19 protein-coding genes are annotated in these 17,211 nt (G+C 60.0%); 3 read left to right on the top strand and 16 right to left on the bottom strand.

Features of this window, described 5'->3' with window-relative positions:
- Window positions 1-3: 3 nt before the first annotated feature.
- From pdxJ to rpoE, 12 genes are all read right to left on the bottom strand, one after another.
- The gene (gene pdxJ / locus AERO9A_RS13800) at window positions 4-750 is read right to left on the bottom strand and encodes a pyridoxine 5'-phosphate synthase (RefSeq protein WP_159972531.1); all 747 of its coding nucleotides are present in this window, start codon (window positions 748-750) and stop codon (window positions 4-6) included.
- The gene (recO, locus tag AERO9A_RS13795; protein WP_159972530.1) at window positions 743-1,432 is read right to left on the bottom strand and encodes a DNA repair protein RecO; all 690 of its coding nucleotides are present in this window, start codon (window positions 1,430-1,432) and stop codon (window positions 743-745) included. The genes pdxJ and recO overlap by 8 nt, the downstream gene beginning before the upstream one ends.
- A gap of 57 nt (window positions 1,433-1,489) precedes the next feature.
- Window positions 1,490-2,395 (bottom strand): GTPase Era, encoded by a 906-nt coding sequence (gene era, locus AERO9A_RS13790; protein WP_178111141.1) that lies wholly within the window; start codon window positions 2,393-2,395, stop codon window positions 1,490-1,492.
- Complete coding sequence (rnc, locus tag AERO9A_RS13785; RefSeq protein WP_159972528.1) at window positions 2,382-3,071, bottom strand: ribonuclease III; 690 nt, start codon at window positions 3,069-3,071, stop codon at window positions 2,382-2,384. Before rnc ends, era begins: the two co-directional genes overlap by 14 nt.
- The gene (locus AERO9A_RS13780; protein ID WP_159972527.1) at window positions 3,068-3,445 is read right to left on the bottom strand and encodes a DUF4845 domain-containing protein; all 378 of its coding nucleotides are present in this window, start codon (window positions 3,443-3,445) and stop codon (window positions 3,068-3,070) included. The genes rnc and AERO9A_RS13780 overlap by 4 nt, the downstream gene beginning before the upstream one ends.
- A gap of 91 nt (window positions 3,446-3,536) precedes the next feature.
- Entirely contained in the window at window positions 3,537-4,391 is an 855-nt protein-coding gene (gene lepB, locus AERO9A_RS13775) for a signal peptidase I (RefSeq protein ID WP_159972526.1), read from the bottom strand.
- Between the two features lie 6 nt (window positions 4,392-4,397).
- Entirely contained in the window at window positions 4,398-6,197 is a 1,800-nt protein-coding gene (gene lepA, locus AERO9A_RS13770) for a translation elongation factor 4 (RefSeq protein ID WP_159972525.1), read from the bottom strand.
- A gap of 148 nt (window positions 6,198-6,345) precedes the next feature.
- Window positions 6,346-7,737 carry a DegQ family serine endoprotease gene (locus AERO9A_RS13765; protein WP_372239695.1) on the bottom strand — a complete coding sequence of 464 codons (1,392 nt, stop codon included), beginning with the start codon at window positions 7,735-7,737 and terminating at the stop codon, window positions 6,346-6,348.
- A gap of 74 nt (window positions 7,738-7,811) precedes the next feature.
- Window positions 7,812-8,258 (bottom strand): SoxR reducing system RseC family protein, encoded by a 447-nt coding sequence (locus AERO9A_RS13760; RefSeq protein WP_159972523.1) that lies wholly within the window; start codon window positions 8,256-8,258, stop codon window positions 7,812-7,814.
- Entirely contained in the window at window positions 8,255-9,202 is a 948-nt protein-coding gene (locus AERO9A_RS13755) for a MucB/RseB C-terminal domain-containing protein (protein ID WP_159972522.1), read from the bottom strand. Before AERO9A_RS13755 ends, AERO9A_RS13760 begins: the two co-directional genes overlap by 4 nt.
- 14 nt (window positions 9,203-9,216) lie before the next feature.
- On the bottom strand, window positions 9,217-9,792 hold the full coding sequence (locus AERO9A_RS13750) for a sigma-E factor negative regulatory protein (RefSeq protein WP_159972521.1): 576 nt from the start codon (window positions 9,790-9,792) through the stop codon (window positions 9,217-9,219).
- A gap of 30 nt (window positions 9,793-9,822) precedes the next feature.
- Entirely contained in the window at window positions 9,823-10,404 is a 582-nt protein-coding gene (gene rpoE / locus AERO9A_RS13745; protein ID WP_159972520.1) for an RNA polymerase sigma factor RpoE, read from the bottom strand.
- Between the two features lie 367 nt (window positions 10,405-10,771).
- On the opposite strand from rpoE, the gene nadB reads away from it, so the two are divergent.
- Window positions 10,772-12,403, top strand: coding sequence for an L-aspartate oxidase (nadB, locus tag AERO9A_RS13740; protein WP_159972519.1), 1,632 nt, complete (start codon window positions 10,772-10,774; stop codon window positions 12,401-12,403).
- Here nadB and AERO9A_RS13735 read toward each other — a convergent pair.
- The gene (locus AERO9A_RS13735; RefSeq protein ID WP_159972518.1) at window positions 12,363-12,824 is read right to left on the bottom strand and encodes a protein YgfX; all 462 of its coding nucleotides are present in this window, start codon (window positions 12,822-12,824) and stop codon (window positions 12,363-12,365) included. The genes nadB and AERO9A_RS13735 overlap by 41 nt on opposite strands.
- On the bottom strand, window positions 12,808-13,062 hold the full coding sequence (locus AERO9A_RS13730; protein WP_159972517.1) for a succinate dehydrogenase assembly factor 2: 255 nt from the start codon (window positions 13,060-13,062) through the stop codon (window positions 12,808-12,810). Before AERO9A_RS13730 ends, AERO9A_RS13735 begins: the two co-directional genes overlap by 17 nt.
- Before the next feature lie 184 nt (window positions 13,063-13,246).
- Between AERO9A_RS13730 and AERO9A_RS13725 the strand changes: the two genes are divergently transcribed.
- Window positions 13,247-14,188, top strand: a complete 942-nt coding sequence (locus tag AERO9A_RS13725; RefSeq protein ID WP_159972516.1) for a folate-binding protein YgfZ — start codon at window positions 13,247-13,249, stop codon at window positions 14,186-14,188.
- A 47-nt stretch (window positions 14,189-14,235) separates the two neighbouring features.
- Window positions 14,236-15,072 (top strand): HDOD domain-containing protein, encoded by an 837-nt coding sequence (locus AERO9A_RS13720; protein WP_159972515.1) that lies wholly within the window; start codon window positions 14,236-14,238, stop codon window positions 15,070-15,072.
- Window positions 15,073-15,121: 49 nt separating this feature from the next.
- On the opposite strand, the gene AERO9A_RS13715 is transcribed toward AERO9A_RS13720, so the two are convergent.
- Window positions 15,122-16,519 carry a sensor histidine kinase gene (locus AERO9A_RS13715; protein ID WP_159972514.1) on the bottom strand — a complete coding sequence of 466 codons (1,398 nt, stop codon included), beginning with the start codon at window positions 16,517-16,519 and terminating at the stop codon, window positions 15,122-15,124.
- Window positions 16,516-17,187 (bottom strand): response regulator, encoded by a 672-nt coding sequence (locus AERO9A_RS13710; protein WP_159972513.1) that lies wholly within the window; start codon window positions 17,185-17,187, stop codon window positions 16,516-16,518. Before AERO9A_RS13710 ends, AERO9A_RS13715 begins: the two co-directional genes overlap by 4 nt.
- Window positions 17,188-17,211 lie beyond the last annotated feature (24 nt).

Below are 17,211 nucleotides of genomic sequence, written 5' to 3'. Positions count from 1 at the left end.
CTGCTAACCGCGTTCGGCCGCCGCGACGATCAGCGCCTTCATTTCGGCGACGGCCTGCTTGAAGCCGACGAACAGGGCATGGGAGACGAGCGCATGACCGATGTTCAGCTCGTTGATGCCCATGATCGCCGCCACCGCCTCGACGTTGTGGTAGTGCAAGCCATGGCCGGCGTTGACGATCAGGCCATGGTTGAGGCCGCAGATGACGCCATCGCGAATGCGCGCCAGCTCCTGGGCAGCCTCTTCTGCCGTGTGGGCATCGGCGTAACGCCCGGTGTGCAGTTCGATGGCCGGCGCGCCGACGCGCATGGCTGCCTCAATCTGCCGCTCCTCGGCGTCGATGAACAGCGAGACTTCACAACCAGCCAGCGACAGGCGTTCCACTGCCGCAGCGATACGCGACTCCTGCCCCGCCACGTCCAGGCCACCTTCGGTGGTCAGCTCCTGGCGGGTTTCCGGCACCAGGCAAACGTGGGCCGGACGGATCTGTTCGGCGAAGCCAAGCATGAACTCGGTGACACCCATCTCGAAGTTCATCCGCGTCTGCAGCACATCGGCCAGCACGCGCACGTCGCGATCCTGGATGTGTCGGCGGTCTTCACGCAGGTGCACGGTGATGCCATCGGCGCCCGCCTCTTCGGCGTCCAGTGCGGCCTTGACCGGATCCGGGTAGCGCGTGCCACGCGCCTGGCGCAGGGTGGCGACGTGGTCGATGTTGACACCGAGCAGAATACGATTGGCCTCAGTCACGCTTGGGCTCCTTGAGCGTCATGAAAAGTTCGCGGCTGACCAACGGTCTGCCACCGAGATGGGGGGCCAGTGCCTGGCGCATCAGGCGCTTGGCGGCGGCCAGCGCACCAGGCGTCTGCCAGTCGGCTTCGGCCATGGCCAACAGTTCGCGGCCCTGAAACACGCCGGGCTGCAGTTGTACCACCGGCACCAAGCCGACGTCCTGTTGCCAGCGATACAGGCCTGCGGGATCAATGGGCTGGTCGTGCTGGTCGCGATCCAGAGCAAAACCATAGCCCAGCTCATCCAGCAGGCGCCATTCGAAGGCACGCAGCAGGGGTTCCAGCGGCCGACCGGCGGCCAGCGCCTGCAGGGTCAGGGCGTAATGTTCGAGCATCACAGGGTGTGGGTCTTCGGCCGGCAGCAGACGAACCAGCAGCTCATTGAGATAAAGGCCGGAAAACAGCGCCTCGCCCGTCAGCAGCAGAGGAATACCAGCGCTTTCCAGACGGCCAACCGTCTTCAGCTCGCCACGCCCGCGCAGCTCCAACTCTAGGGGCGCGAATGGCCGAGCGATGCTGCCGACCTTACCGCGTGCGGCGCGCAGCACGGCACGAATGCGGCCCTGGGCAGTGAAGAAATCCACCAGGGCGCTGCTTTCCTTGTAGGGGCGGCTATGCAGAACGTAGGCGGCAGAAATCATGTGGGTAACCGCCAACATGCGCCATGAGCAACAACGAGGATGCGCATGGCGCTTCGATCAATCCAGGTAACCCAGCGAACGCAGTGCACGCTCGTCGTCGGACCAGCCGCCTTTGACCTTGACCCAGAGGTTGAGCATCACCTTGGAGTCGAACATGGTTTCCATGTCCTTGCGTGCGTCCTGGCCGATGCGCTTGATGCGCTCACCCTTGTCGCCAATGATGATTTTCTTCTGCCCGTCACGTTCGACCAGGATAAGGCCGTGGATATGCAGGATGCGGCCCTCCTGCTTGAACTCCTCGATCTCCACGGTGATCTGGTACGGCAGCTCGGCGCCGAGCTGGCGCATGATCTTCTCGCGGATCAGCTCAGCCGCCAAGAAGCGACTGGAACGGTCGGTAATCTGGTCTTCCGGGTAGAAGTGTTCGGACTCCGGCAGGCGCTCGCCGACCAATTTTTCCAGCGTGTCAAGGTTCTGCCCCTGCAGTGCGGAGATCGGCACGATTTCGGCCTGCGGCAGTTGCTCGGCCAGCCAGTTCAGGTGCGGCAGCAGCTCGCTCTTGTCTTCCAGGCGATCGGCCTTGTTCACCGCCAGCAGGATCGGGCATGTGACATGCTGCACCTTCTCCAGCACCAGTTGATCCTCGTCGGTCCAGCGCATGCGGTCGACGACGAACACCACCACATCGACATCCTTCAGCGCAGTGGAAGCGCTGCGGTTCATATAGCGGTTGAGCGCCTTGTCGTTGTGCTTGTGCAGACCAGGCGTATCGACGTAGACGGCCTGAACATCACCCTCGGTCTTGATCCCAAGCATGTTGTGGCGGGTGGTCTGCGGTTTGCGCGAAGTGATCGCCAGCTTCTGCCCGAGAATATGGTTGAGCAGCGTCGACTTGCCCACATTGGGTCGGCCGACAATAGCGACGTAGCCGCAGCGGGTCATAGGTGCATCAGTCATTGCCATTCTCCACCCCGAGGGCGATCAGCGCCGCAGCCGCAGCGACCTGTTCGGCAATACGCCGACTGCCACCCTGGCCCAGGGTCTTTTCATTGAGCAGGGCCACCTGGCACTCGACCACGAAGGTACGGCAGTGCGGCTCACCCTGGATATCCACCACCTCGTAACGAGGCAGCTCACAGGCACGCGACTGCAAAAATTCCTGCAGCCGCGTCTTCGGATCCTTGTTGGTGTCAACCAGTGTCAGGCCGTCGAGCTCACCGGTCAGCCAGGCCAGCACACGCTCACGCGCCGCATCCATACCGGCATCCAGGTAGATCGCGCCAATCAGCGCTTCGAGCGCATCGGCGAGGATCGACTCGCGACGAAAACCGCCGCTTTTCAGCTCGCCGGACCCCAGACGCAGGTAGTCGCCAAGCTCGAAGCCACGGGCCAACACGGCCAGGGTTTCGCCTTTGACCAACCGCGCGCGCAGGCGTGACAGCTGCCCCTCGCGGGCCTGTGGGAAGCGCTCGAACAGTGCCTCGCCGGCGACGAAGTTGAGGATGGCATCACCGAGGAACTCCAGGCGCTCATTATTACGCCCTGCGAAACTGCGGTGGGTCAGGGCCAGGATCATCAGATCCTGGTCCTTGAAGTGGTAGCCGAGCTTGCGCTCGAGACGGGAAAGGTCAGAACTCACGGCATTCGTACACGAAATTCTTTATCGAAATTGACCACCAGATCGAGATTCTCGATCAGCGGCTCACGCTTTTCATATTTGAGGTGAACCAGGAACTCGTTGTTCTCAACGCTCACTTTCACGGCATCACGCAGGTTCAGGTCACGGATGCTGTTGACCTCCATCCCCTTGCTCAGATGGTTGTAAAAATCACCGACGGTGCGGATTTCCAGCGCCTTGTCGGTTTCCACCGAGGTGATGATTTTTTCCATCGACATGTAGTCGAAATAATGCGGTATCACCTTGAAGGCCGTGCTGGCGAAGAACGCCACGACGGCTAGGGTCACCAGCCAACCCAGAATGGAAAGCCCCTGCTGCGAACGCGCGAATTTCATGTGTATCCCCAGAAGATTCGGTCTTGTTGAAATGCCGATGCGGCAAGACTAGTTATAGCCTGACGCGCTGTACACAACAGCGCGCCAGTGCTCAATGAATCAGACCGACACGGGAGAAATTGGGCAGATGGCTGGTTTTCGGCTCCGGCCAGCTCATCCAGATGGCGAAAGCCTTACCGACGATATGGTCGTCCGGCACCATGCCCCATAGTTCCTGCGGGATATTGCGATCACGCCAGAAACGGCTGTCGTTGGAGTTGTCACGGTTGTCACCCATCATGAAGTAATGCCCTTCAGGCACTACCCACTGACCGCCCGGCTCACGGCGCATGCGGCTCATTTCCTTGCGGATGACGTGCTCGATCTGGCCCAAATGCTCCTGATAGAGCGTGACGCTGCCCAGGCTACCCGGTTCTTCACCCAGGAGTTTTTCGGCAATGGGTTCACCGTTGATCAGCAGGCGCTTGCCCTGGGTGTACTCGATACGATCACCCGGAAGGCCGACTACGCGCTTGATGTAGTTGATGCTCGGATCGCTGGGATAGCGGAACACCATGACATCGCCGCGCTGCGGGTTATCGACCTCGATCACCTTGGTATCGATCACCGGCAGGCGAATGCCGTAGGCGAACTTGTTGACCAGGATGAAATCGCCTACTTCCAGGGTCGGCTTCATCGAGCCGGACGGAATCTGGAACGGCTCGACCAGAAACGAGCGCAGCACCAGCACGATGGCCAGCACCGGGAAGAAGGATTTGCCGTACTCGACCAGCAGGGGCTCCTTGTTCAGGCGCTCCAGCACCCGCTCATCGGGCTCGTCGACACGCCCCTGATAGGCCGCGATCGCCGACCGACGCCGAGGCGCCAGCAGGATCAGATCGATCAGCGCGAGAAAACCGCAAACAGCAACGGCGATAACCAACAGAAGCGGGAAATTGATCGACATAGAGTCTTAGCTATCCAACCTGAGTACCGCGAGGAAGGCTTCCTGTGGAATTTCCACGTTGCCGACCTGCTTCATGCGTTTCTTACCGGCCTTCTGCTTCTCGAGCAGTTTTTTCTTACGGCTCACGTCGCCACCGTAACATTTGGCCAGTACGTTCTTTCTGAGCGCCTTGACAGTGGTTCGCGCGATGATCTGGCCGCCAATGGCTGCCTGGATCGCCACATCGAACATCTGCCGAGGAATCAGTTCTTTCATCTTCTCGGTCAATGCACGCCCTTTATAGGCGGCGTTGTCACGGTGCACGATCAATGCCAGGGCATCGACCTTGTCGCCGTTGATCAGCACGTCCAGCTTGACCAGATTAGCCGACTGGTAGCGATCGAAGTGATAGTCCAGCGACGCGTAACCGCGACTGGTCGACTTCAGGCGATCGAAGAAGTCCAGCACCACTTCGTTCATCGGCATGTCGTAACGCACCTGCACCTGGCTGCCGAGAAACTGCATGTCGCGCTGCACGCCACGCTTCTCGATGCACAGAGTGATGACGTTACCCAGGTGCTCCTGCGGCACCAGGATGGTTGCGGTGACGATGGGCTCGCGGAAGTCGGTTACAGACGACACGTCCGGCAGTTTGGACGGGTTATCAACGGTGATGACCTCACCCGTCTTGAGCTCCAGCTCGTAGATCACGCTCGGCGCGGTGGTGATCAGATCCAGGTCGTACTCGCGCTCCAGGCGCTCCTGAATGATCTCCATGTGCAACATGCCGAGGAAGCCGCAGCGGAAGCCGAAACCCAGCGCGTCCGAGCTTTCCGGCGCGTACTGCAGCGACGAATCGTTGAGGGTCAACTTCTGCAGTGCCTCGCGGAAGTCCTCGAAATCGTCGGAACTAACCGGGAACAGGCCAGCGTAGACCTGCGGCTGAATCTTCTTGAAGCCTGGCAGCACTTCGACTTCAGGCGTCGTGGACAGGGTCAGGGTGTCGCCGACCGGCGCGCCATGAATGTCCTTGATGCTGGCGATGATAAAGCCCACTTCACCAGCCTTGAGATCGACGGTGGCGGTGTGTTTCGGGGTGAAGACGCCGACGCTGTCGACCAGGTGCACCTTACCGGTGGACTTGACCAGAATCTTGTCGCCCTTCTTCACACGGCCCTGGCGCACACGCACCAGCGACACCACGCCCAGGTAGTTGTCGAACCAGGAGTCAATGATCAGGGCCTGCAACGGCGCGTCGATCTCACCGACCGGCGCGGGAATGGTATGCACCAGGCGCTCGAGCACCTCATCCACACCCATACCGCTCTTGGCGCTGCACGCCACAGCGTCGGTGGCGTCGATGCCGATGATCTTCTCGATCTCGTCTTTTACGCGATCTGGGTCAGCCTGCGGCAGATCCATCTTGTTCAGTACCGGCATGACCTCAAGGCCCTGCTCGATGGCGGTATAGCAGTTGGCAACAGACTGCGCCTCGACGCCCTGCCCCGCATCCACCACCAGCAGCGCGCCTTCACAGGCAGCCAGGGAACGGCTGACCTCGTAGGTGAAGTCAACGTGGCCGGGGGTGTCGATGAAATTCAGTTGGTAGGTCTTACCGTCCTGCGCCTTGTAGTGCAGGGTGACGCTGTGCGCCTTGATGGTAATACCACGCTCACGCTCCAGATCCATGGAGTCCAGCACCTGAGCTTCCATCTCACGTGCAGCGAGACCGCCACACATCTGGATAAAGCGGTCAGCCAGGGTGGATTTGCCATGATCGATGTGGGCGATGATGGAGAAATTACGGATATGACTCAGGTCACTCACAGATCAACACTCAAAGAGGCTACAGGGCATATGCCTGACGAAAATAGTCGCGGAGTGTACCTGATCAAAACGCCTTGCGTCACGCCTGCACGGCTCGCAAAGGCATGGCCACGGGGAGCAGCAAGCACCCCGCGGCCCGACACTGCGATTACTCTGCCAGCTTGAAGGTAATGAAGCTGGCGCGTCCTTGGCGCAGTACACGCATGGACACCGAACGGTTCTTCGGCAACGACTGAGCGACCTCGGTAAAGGTACTGGTGGAGTCGATAGTCTGGTTGTTCAGGTGCGTAATCACGTCACCAGGACGCAGGCCAATCATCGCCGCTGGCCCATCAAGCACATCCTTGACCACAACGCCACCTTTAAGGTCGAGCCCCTTCTTCTGCTCTGCGGTTAACTCAACCACAGTCACGCCAAGGCGATTGTTACTACGCTCACCATCCGGCATGCCACTGGCTGCAACTTCCTGCCCCTCTTCAGGCAGGGTACCAATAGTCAAGTTAAGCTTCTTGCGCGCCCCCTCACGCACGATATCCAGCTCGGCCTTTTCGCCCGGCTTGAGATTGCCGACCAGATGCGGCAGATCGGCCGACATAATGATGGGCTTGCCATCGAGAGCCAGGATCACATCTCCAACCTGCAAGCCACCCTTGTCAGCCGGACCGTCCTCCAACACCTGAGCGACCAGCGCACCAGCCGGCTTGTCCAGGCCGAAGGACTCAGCCAGATCCTTGTTCACTTCCTGAATCACCACACCCAACCAACCACGCGTCACCTTGCCGCCAGCCTTGAGCTGGTCTGCGACCTGCATGGCCACATCCATCGGAATGGCGAAGGAAAGCCCCATGAAACCACCGGAGCGCGTGAAGATCTGCGAGTTGATGCCTACCACTTCGCCCTTCAGGTTGAACAGCGGGCCGCCGGAGTTACCGGGATTGATCGCCACATCGGTCTGAATGAACGGCACATAGTTATCGCTAGGCAGGCTACGGCCCTTGGCACTGACGATACCGGCGGTGACCGAGTGATCGAAACCAAACGGCGAACCGATGGCCAACACCCACTCACCAACCTTGAGGTCTTCCGACTTGCCCAGGCGCACGGTCGGCAGATTCTTGCCATCGACCTTGAGCAGCGCCACGTCACTGCGCGGATCAGCCCCCACCAATTTAGCCTCCAGCTCACTGCGATCAGACAGACGCACAATGATCTCGTCAGCATCGGCTACCACATGGTTATTGGTCATGATGTAGCCATCAGAGGAAATGATGAACCCCGACCCTAGAGATTGCGCTTCACGCTGACGACCACCCGGATTGCGCGGTGGCTGCTGCGGAATGCTGCGTTCAAAGAACTCACGGAACATCGGCGGCAAACCATCCAGGTCAGGCATCCCCTGCTGAGAAGCGACACTGCGATCAGGTACTTTCTGTCGCGTACTGATATTGACCACTGCAGGCGACGCCTCCTCCACCAGAGGCGTGAAATCAGGCAGATCAGCCTGCGCCACCAGACTTTGCCCCCATAGCAGGGCAGCCATTAGCAACGGCACAACGGACTTGATATTTCTCATCAGCGACAACTCCAGGTGCAGAACGAAATACACGCAAAAAATTACGGGCTATAGGCCAGCAATGCGCGCAGGACAACAGGTTGCAAAAGAGGATCGTCGGCTACTCGCAACGCATGCCTGCGCACTAGCAACCAGGAAGTGAGGAGGCCTACAAGGCCAGAGAGAATAGCCAAAGGCTCGGCAAGCCCTGCCGCATCAGCAGCAACAGAGCAAGCCAGCAAAGCCAGAAGAGGAAAGAGATAAACAAGCAATGAGCTGCGCACCAGCAACTGCTCACCGACACCGATCACCACTACATCACCTACGCGCAGATGCAGCGTAGACAGGGCACGCACATAACCACGCTGACGACCAACACCCAGGCGTTCCATTAACCCCTGGCCACAAGCCGCGTTAGCTGAACAGGCCGAGCAGGTACTCTTGCGCAACGTCTCCACCCAGACCACGCCAGGTTCGACCGCCACGACACGCCCCTGCTCTTCGATCATTTGGCAGCCTGTTCACTCGCTCCAGCACGCATCGACAGGGCAACCCGCTCAGCGGTACCCAGAGGGATTTCACCCACCACCGTAACCATGACATCACCATCGCTGGTAGTCATTCGCCTCGATACAGCAACGGTCGGACCAAGCTGGCTGCGCACGTCATCAGCCACTTCGCCTTGTAGCGGCTCAAGAAAAACCGAGAAACGCGCCAAACCATCGCCATACATCAAACAGGCTACCGGCTCATCAGACACATCGCTACGCCGTAGCTGCGCAGACGTCAACGAAAAACCTGGCGGCAACCAATCGGAACGCCACGCGCCATCGGCCATCGCATCGGTAGGCTTGAAACGAACCGGCTGACAGTCGGAAGTAGGCTGCATATCAGCAACATCAGGCACACCGACCTCAAGATCGGTGAACTGGAAACGCTCAAGTAGCTGCCCTTTCTCGCTGAGCAACAAGGACTTCAAAGGCAGCCCGGTTTCTCGATCCAAGTGCAGTTCAAAGCCATAGCGGTGCTGATCCTTTGGCGAAAGCAGCAACACCACAGCATCGCGCCCAGCAATACGAGACTCGCCGACGACACGCATGTCATACCACTCACCAAGCTGAGCCGCATCGAAGTCACGAGCAGGCCAGGACTGCCCATCACTGACCTGATCAGCCAATGCGCCGCTGACGCACTGGGCCTGACCATCAATCTTGAGAACCTCCTGAGAGGGCCCATCAAGCTGCATCAATCGCTCAAGCACCGAGCCATCCGTTCCCACCTTGTGCCATACGCTATGGGTGGAAAAACTGCCATTACGCTCGTAAACGAAGGTGCCATGAAAGCTCTGCTGACGTTCCGCCTCAGCGAGGCGCTTGAGCCAATCTTGTACCTCGGAAGCATGAACTGGCAGCGCCAGCAGACCACTGAGCAGGCAGAGAGGGATCGCGCGCATGTGATTCCTTATCGTTAGCGATTTTCCAGGCTAGCAGCTCGCGCATAAGGCAGAGCACTCTCCCCGGTTCCCATGGCAGCCTGCTGTGCATGCTGGCGCAGATAGGACGGCAAACGCTGCTCATGCCAGCTTGACTCGCCTGCAGCACTCGGCTCGACGCCGTCCTCGGTAGTGGTGTAACCCGCCAATATAGCTGGCCCCTGTACCTGCGGCAGCGTCAATGCTGGAGCTGCGCCTTGCTGAGCCAACTGCTGACCACCAACCAGATCGTCCTGATTATAAAGACGAACACCCGCCAGCACAGCAACAGTCACGGAAGCAGCGACCGCCACGCGACCGATACTACGCCACAAAGGAGCCTTACGCACAGGCACTGCCTCATCGGCAAGAGCCGCCGAAACTGCCGCGGAGATATCGAGACGCGGCACCAGCAACTCTTTGTGCATGACGGCACGTGCAACCTGATAACGCGACCAGGTATCACGCAACTCACCGTCTGCACTCGCGGCGAGCACGCGCCGCAGTTCCAATTCATCCGCTTCGTTATCCATCACCGCGGACAGCGATTCATGCAGGGTTTCACGACTCATGGCGTACCTCTCTTGGCTATCGCCGCTGCCTTAGGCATCCTGCAACAAAGGTTGCAGGGATTTATCAATGGCCTCACGTGCACGGAATATCCGCGAACGCACGGTACCAACGGGACACTGCATAACACTGGCAATATCCTCATAACTCAGACCTTCGAACTCACGCAAAGTCAATGCCGTGCGCAAATCATCCGGTAGCTGAGCAATTGTTCGATGCACGGTTTCCTCAATCTCATCGCGCAACATTGCCCGCTCAGGCGACTCGATATCCTTGAGGGCATGATCGCCGTCGTAGAATTCCGCGTCATCACTGCTCACATCGCTATCTGGCGGGCGACGACCGCGAGACACCAGATAGTTCTTCGCCGTATTAATGGCGATGCGGTACAGCCATGTATAGAACGCACTGTCACCGCGAAAGTTTCCAAGTGCCCGGTATGCCTTTACAAAGGCTTCCTGAGCGACATCCTGAGCCTCATGGGTGTCATGCACGAAACGCACGATCAAACCAAGGATCTTGTGCTGGTACTTCAACACCAACAGATCGAAGGCACGCTTGTCACCACGCTGCACTCGTTCGACTAACTGCTGATCATCTTCTTGGGTCAACATGCACTCTCCTCAAGAAGCCTGGAGGGGGCTTGCACCCGCAAGCTAATCAGCCTACCAAGATAGACTCGGACGTTACGCAAAAGTTCTCCCCCTTCAAGCAAGCTTCCCGCAGAACCCATTGGTCTCTGCCTGGAATGACGCAAGCGAAGAATTTTCGCTTGCGTGAATTATCTTATCGCCGTTCATTAACACCCCCAGCCATTCACTGGAGGCTGGCACGCGACAGCGCGCTCTTTTCATATCAGCGACCCACCTTGGAACCTTAACGACTAAGAAAGTTCCCGAGCCCTACGGTCGGTCATAAGCTGGCTATTGTGCCGACGGCCCTCTCTATATACTAGGCCCCGCTTTCACGCGGAATTCCTCCATGAGCCAACACTTCCAGCACGACGTTCTGATCATCGGCAGCGGTGCAGCCGGCCTCACACTCGCCCTCACCCTGCCCGCCGAATTGCGCATTGCCGTGCTGAGCAAAGGGCCTCTAGCCAACGGCTCAACTTACTGGGCCCAAGGTGGTGTCGCAGCCGTTCTGGACGACACCGACACGGTCGAATCGCACGTAGCAGACACCCTGGATGCCGGCGCCGGCCTATGCCGCGAAGATGCCGTGCGCTTTACCGTCGAGCATAGCCGCGAAGCGATCCAGTGGCTGATCGATCAAGGCGTACCGTTCACCCGCGACGATGAGACCGCACGTGAAGACGGCGGCTTCGAGTTTCACCTAACTCGTGAAGGCGGCCACAGCCACCGCCGCATCATCCACGCAGCCGATGCGACCGGTGCGGCGATTTTCAATACGCTGCTGGAGCAAGCACGCCTACGTTCAAACATCGAGCTACTGGAACAGCATGTGGCGATCGACCTGATCACCGAGCGCAAGCTCGGTCTACCGGGAGAGCGCTGCCTGGGCGCGTACGTGCTGGATCGCTCACGCGGAGAAGTGGATACCTTCAGCGCCCGTTTCGTCATCCTCGCCACCGGAGGCGCAGCCAAGGTCTACCTTTATACCAGCAACCCGGATGGCGCCTGCGGCGACGGCATCGCCATGGCCTGGCGCGCCGGCTGCCGAGTAGGCAATCTCGAATTCAATCAATTTCACCCAACCTGCCTGTACCACCCGCAGGCCAAGAGCTTTCTCGTCACCGAAGCCGTACGCGGGGAAGGCGGACTGCTCAAGCTGCCTAACGGCGAGCGCTTCATGCCGCGTTTCGACCCACGCGCCGAACTGGCGCCGCGAGACATCGTCGCTCGCGCCATCGACCACGAGATGAAGCGCTTAGGGGTCGACTGCGTCTACCTAGACATCAGCCACAAACCTGCCGGCTTCATCAAAAGTCACTTCCCCACGGTTTATGAACGCTGCTTGAGCTTCGGCATCGACATCACCCGCCAGCCCATCCCGGTAGTACCCGCCGCGCACTATACCTGCGGCGGCGTAGTGGTCGACCAACACGGACGCACCGATGTTCCTGGCCTTTACGCCATAGGCGAAACCAGCTTCACCGGTCTACACGGCGCGAATCGCATGGCCAGCAACTCATTGCTGGAGTGCTTCGTCTATGCCCGCTCGGCCTGCTCCGACATCGTCGCGCAACTGCCCCGCGTGGAAATGCCGAGCGAACTACCAAGCTGGGATGCCAGCCAGGTGACAGACTCCGACGAGGACGTGATCATCGCCCACAACTGGGACGAACTGCGCCGCTTCATGTGGGACTACGTGGGCATCGTGCGGACCAATAAGCGCCTGCAGCGCGCAGAACACCGCGTGCGCCTGCTACTGGACGAGATCGACGAGTTCTACAGCAACTACAAGGTCAGTCGCGACTTGATCGAGCTGAGGAACCTGGCGCAGGTGGCAGAGCTAATGATTCGTTCAGCCATGCTACGGCGTGAGAGCCGCGGCCTGCATTACACCCTGGATTATCCTGAGCTGCGAGCAGACGCCCGCGACACCATACTCACCCCGCTGCTTGCGGCATCGCCCAGCGCCGACGACTGAATTTCAGGCGCAGACGCAAGCGTCTATGCCATTCAGGCGCCATGGCGTCACGCGGGATACACAGGCCACGCGTGACACGCTGGCCCGGCAAACGAAAACGCAACACCACGACCAGCGGCAAAGCCAGGCTGTCCGGGCGCAACTGCACCGGCTGCCAGCCTTGCCCGACAGTCCATAACTGCCAGCCCTCAGCATCGTGACGCAGCGCGCGCCAGGCACCGCGAGAAGACAGCAGGATATGGCGCGGCAAGACCCACCCGGCATGCGTCAGGCACATAAGGGAAACCAGCAGTTTCCACCACCAGGCAATAGCCGCCAGCCAGGGTGCCAGCAGCGCCAGCCCCAGAACGGCCAAGTAAAGCTTCAGCAACCCCCGCGACGGCCGCCAACGACACTCGAAGCGGTCACTTGGGCTGGACACGATCTAAGATCATGCGAACCATACGCCGAAGATCGGCGTCTTCCGGCTCACCGCGCTGCATGAACCAGCCGAACATATCCTGATCTTCGCACTCCAGCAGCTTGCGGTAGCGCGCCTGATCTTCGGCATCCAGGCTGGCATAGACCTCCTGCACGAATGGCACCAGCAGCACGTCCAGCTCCAGCATGCCGCGACGGCTGTGCCAAAACAGGCGATTCAACTCACTTTGTTCAACCATGCAACGAACTCCTCGGACGAGGTCGGCAGTATACAGCAGCAGGAAGGATGAGCGCCGCTGCCAGCCAGCACAACGAGGCAATGCCGGGCTTTTTCCACGCTTTCACTTGCAGCCTGTAGCTTGAGGCTTGCCGCTACTCTTATGATGGTACCCCTGACTTTTCTCCTGCGATTCGATTTGCACCATGTCCGATAGCGCGTATTTCCTCCCCCTCGACCATGAAGGCCTGCTGGCCGTGCGTGGCGCTGACGCCGCCAAATTCCTGCAAGGCCAACTGACCTGCAACCTCAACTACCTATCCCCTAGCCAATCCAGCCTGGGTGCCCGCTGCACACCGAAAGGCCGAATGCTGTCGAGCTTTCGCATCGTCGCCGAGCAAGATGGCTACATTTTGGCCATGGCGCGCGAGCTGCTGGACGCGCAACTGGCCGACCTGCAGAAATACGCCGTTTTCTCAAAATCCAAACTCAGCGATGAGACCTGCGCCTGGGTACGCTTCGGCCTACAGGGCGCAGACAGCATTTTGAGTGAACTGGGCCTCGAACTCGGCAGCGCCGCCGACAGCATCACCCGCACCGACAGTTTGCTAGCCATACGCCTGGCCGATGGCCGTGCCGAACTCTGGGCGCCAGCCAGCGAAGCGCCAGTCCTACAAGCCAGGCTGAGCGCCCAACTGCCCGAACGCGATATGAACACCTGGCTTCTGGCACAGATCCGCGCCGGGATCGGCCAAGTTTTCGGCGCAACTCGCGAGCTGTTCATTCCGCAAATGATCAACCTGCAGGCGCTAGGCGGCGTGAGCTTCAAGAAAGGCTGCTACACCGGGCAAGAAATCGTCGCGCGCATGCAGTACCTGGGTAAACTCAAGCGTCGCCTCTACCGCCTGGCCCTGGCAACCGACGAAACTCCGGCCACCGGCAGCGCACTGTTCTCCCCCGTGCATGGTTCGAGCGTCGGTGAAGTCGTGCTCGCCGCCCGTACCGCCACAACCGTCGAACTACTGGCAGTGCTGCAAGAGGATGCCGTCAAGGACGGTCGCATTCACCTCGCCAACCTCGAAGGCCCGAGCCTGACCCTGCTCGACCTGCCCTATGCGCTGGATGCAGACGCAGAAATCCAACGCTGAACTACACTTAACGGGCCTCGCCCGGCAATGCCAATGAGAGCCGATGCATGAGCAAACTCGCTGAAAGAGTGCAACAGGAACTGATCCACGCCATCGAGAACGACGAACTGGTACTGCCCACCCTGCCAGAGGTGGCGCTGAAGGTTCGCGAGGCGGCGGAAGACCCCAACGTGGGCATCCCGCAGATCAGCAAGGTCATCGGCAACGACGCCGCACTCACCGCGCGCATCATCAAAGTGGTCAACAGCCCACTGCTGCGCAGCAACAAGGAAATCACCGATCTGCAGATGGCAGTCGGTCGCCTGGGTATCAACTACACCTGCAACCTGGCCACCGGCCTGGCCATGGAGCAGATGTTCCAGGCCACCAGCGACATCGTCGACCGAAAAATGCGCGAAGTCTGGAACAAAAGCACGGAAATCGCAGGCATCTGCCACGTACTGTGCCGCCATTACACTCGCCTGATGCCTGATCAGGCCACCCTGGCAGGCCTGGTGCATCAGATCGGCGTGCTGCCAATTCTCACTTACGCCGAAGAACACAGCGAGCTGCTGGCTGACTCCATCAGCCTCAACCATGTCATCGAGCAGATTCATCCCATCATCGGCGACAAGATTCTACGCACCTGGGAATTTCCCGCCCCCATCGCCATGGTGCCCAGCCAATACCTGAACTTCAGCCGCGACTCAGCCAAAGTGGACTACGTCGACATCGTTCAGGTCGCCACCTTGCAGAGCTATCTGGGCAGCGAACACCCCTACACGCAGTTGGACTGGAGCCAGATCCCCGCTTTCGCCAAGCTTGGCCTCGACCCCAATGTCGATATGCAAGCCGACGAAGACCTCTCCGCCGCCATGGAAGCAGCCACCAGCATGCTGCAATGACGGCCTGTGCCAAGGACGGCGCCAGCCAGACGAACCCCAGCAATCGTACCTATGCCTCAACGCCTGACAGGGGAAATTCGACCCTCACGCGCAAGCCGCTCACAGCCCCCTGGTGCAAGCTGATTTGCGCCCGGTGTGCGCGGCAAACCTCACCGACAATAGCCAAGCCCAATCCGGCGCCATTGCCCTGATTGCTGCGCCGATAGAAACGCTCGAACACCTTGTCGCGTTCATCGGGCGGAATACCGGGGCCGTCATCCTCGACCTCCAGCACGGCCGGTGAGAGCACCCGCAGAATCAGGTTGCCATCGCGCGGCGTATGCGCCAGCGCGTTATCCACCAGGTTACTGAGCAGTTCGTTAAGTAGCGTTGGTTCACCATCGATCCACACCGGTCGCTCAGCCTCCAGAGCCAGCGCCACACCACGGGCATGCGCCAGCGGCGCCATGGCCATGGCCAACTCGCGGGTCAGCAGACTCAGATCGATGCGCTGCGCCCCTCCTTCGGCGATTGCCCGACCGCCACTTTCGATCCGCGCCAGGGAAAGCAATTGATTGGCCAACGCAGTCAGACGATCTGACTGTTGCGCCACCTGCTCAAGAGTCGAACGCCACTCCTGCGGCTCATCGGATCTCAGACCGAGCGCAATACGCGCTTTCAGCGCCGCCAGTGGCGTACGCAGTTCATGCGCCGCGTCGGCGATGAACAGCGACTGCCGCTCGAACAAACCATGCAGACGCTCATTGAACTGATTCAGCGCATCGACCAGCGGCAACACTTCGCGCGGCATGTCACCATCCGGCAGAGGCCGCAGGTCATCACTGGCACGCGAGGCCACCGCGCGACGCAGCGTTTCCAGCGGACGCAATGCCAGGTTCACCGCCACCCAGACCAGCAGCAGCGCACTGATCGACAGCAGCCCCATGCGCCACAACGTACCCACCAGCAAGTCACGGGTCATACGCTCACGAGCGCCCTGGGTTTCTGCCACGCGGATTTCGGCCATACCGTTGAGCAGAGGCTCGCTGACAGGCTGCAGCAAACTCACCACACGCACACCTTGTCCGCGGTACACGGCATCATAAAAACGCGCCAGCGCCGGATAGTCGTTGGTGCGCGGCGTACCTGCAGGCGGCGGCGGCAGATCCTCATAACCCGAGACCTGGCGCCCATCGAGGTCAATCACCTGATAATAGATACGCCCGGCGCTGTCATAGGCAAAGGTATCCAGAGCCACGTAAGGAATATTGGCCGTAAGCGAGCCATCCTTGGTGTAGAGCCCATCGGCGACCGAACGCGCCGATGCCAGCAACGTCCGATCATAGGCCGTATCAGCCGCACGCCGCGCACTCCAATAAGCGCTAAGGCTGCTGAGCAGTAGAATCGCGCTCAGCAAAATGGCCAGACGGCGCAGCAGGCGGCCGCGCAGGCTGCCACCGCGCTTCATGCCTCAACCGCCTCCAGCAGATAACCCAAGCCTCGAAAGGTGACGATACGCACGGCGCGCCCTTCGAGTTTCTTGCGCAAACGGTGCACGTAGATTTCGATGGCATCCGGACTGGCTTCCTCATCCAGACCGAACACCTGCGCAGCAAGCTGCTCCTTGCTCATTACCCGCCCAGGACGGGCGATCATCGCTTCCAGCACCGCCTGTTCACGGGCTGTCAGCGTCAACGCCTCACCGTCGAGGGTGAAGCGGCGTGCGCCCAGGTCATAGACCAGCCCCCCGCAGCGCTGCACCTGCTCACCGCCCAGCACACTGCGGCGCAAGAGTGCCTTGACGCGCGCTTCCAGCTCGGAGAGCTCAAAAGGTTTGGCCAAGTAGTCATCGGCGCCAAGATTCAGGCCATGCACTCGATCCTTGACCTCGCCCCGTGCGGTCAACATCAGCACCGGCAGGGTCTGGCCACGGTCTCTCGCGCGCGCCAGCACGGCAAAACCATCAAGACGCGGCAAACCGATATCGAGAATCGCCAGTGCATATTCCTCACTGGACAGAGCCAGATCAGCAGCCACGCCGTCATGCAGCACATCCACCGTCCAACCGGCGCCCTTGAGCGCCTGGGCCACGCTTTCCGCCAATTGCGGGTGGTCTTCAACCAGCAGAATCCGCACGCTATCTCTCCCACCACAGGCTCG

It is taken from the genome of Pseudomonas sp. 8Z (genome assembly GCF_902506535.1).
Lineage (GTDB): Bacteria > Pseudomonadota > Gammaproteobacteria > Pseudomonadales > Pseudomonadaceae > Aquipseudomonas.
Note: the sequence above shows the minus strand (reverse complement) of the source record. Positions and strands in the feature narration are given on the sequence as shown.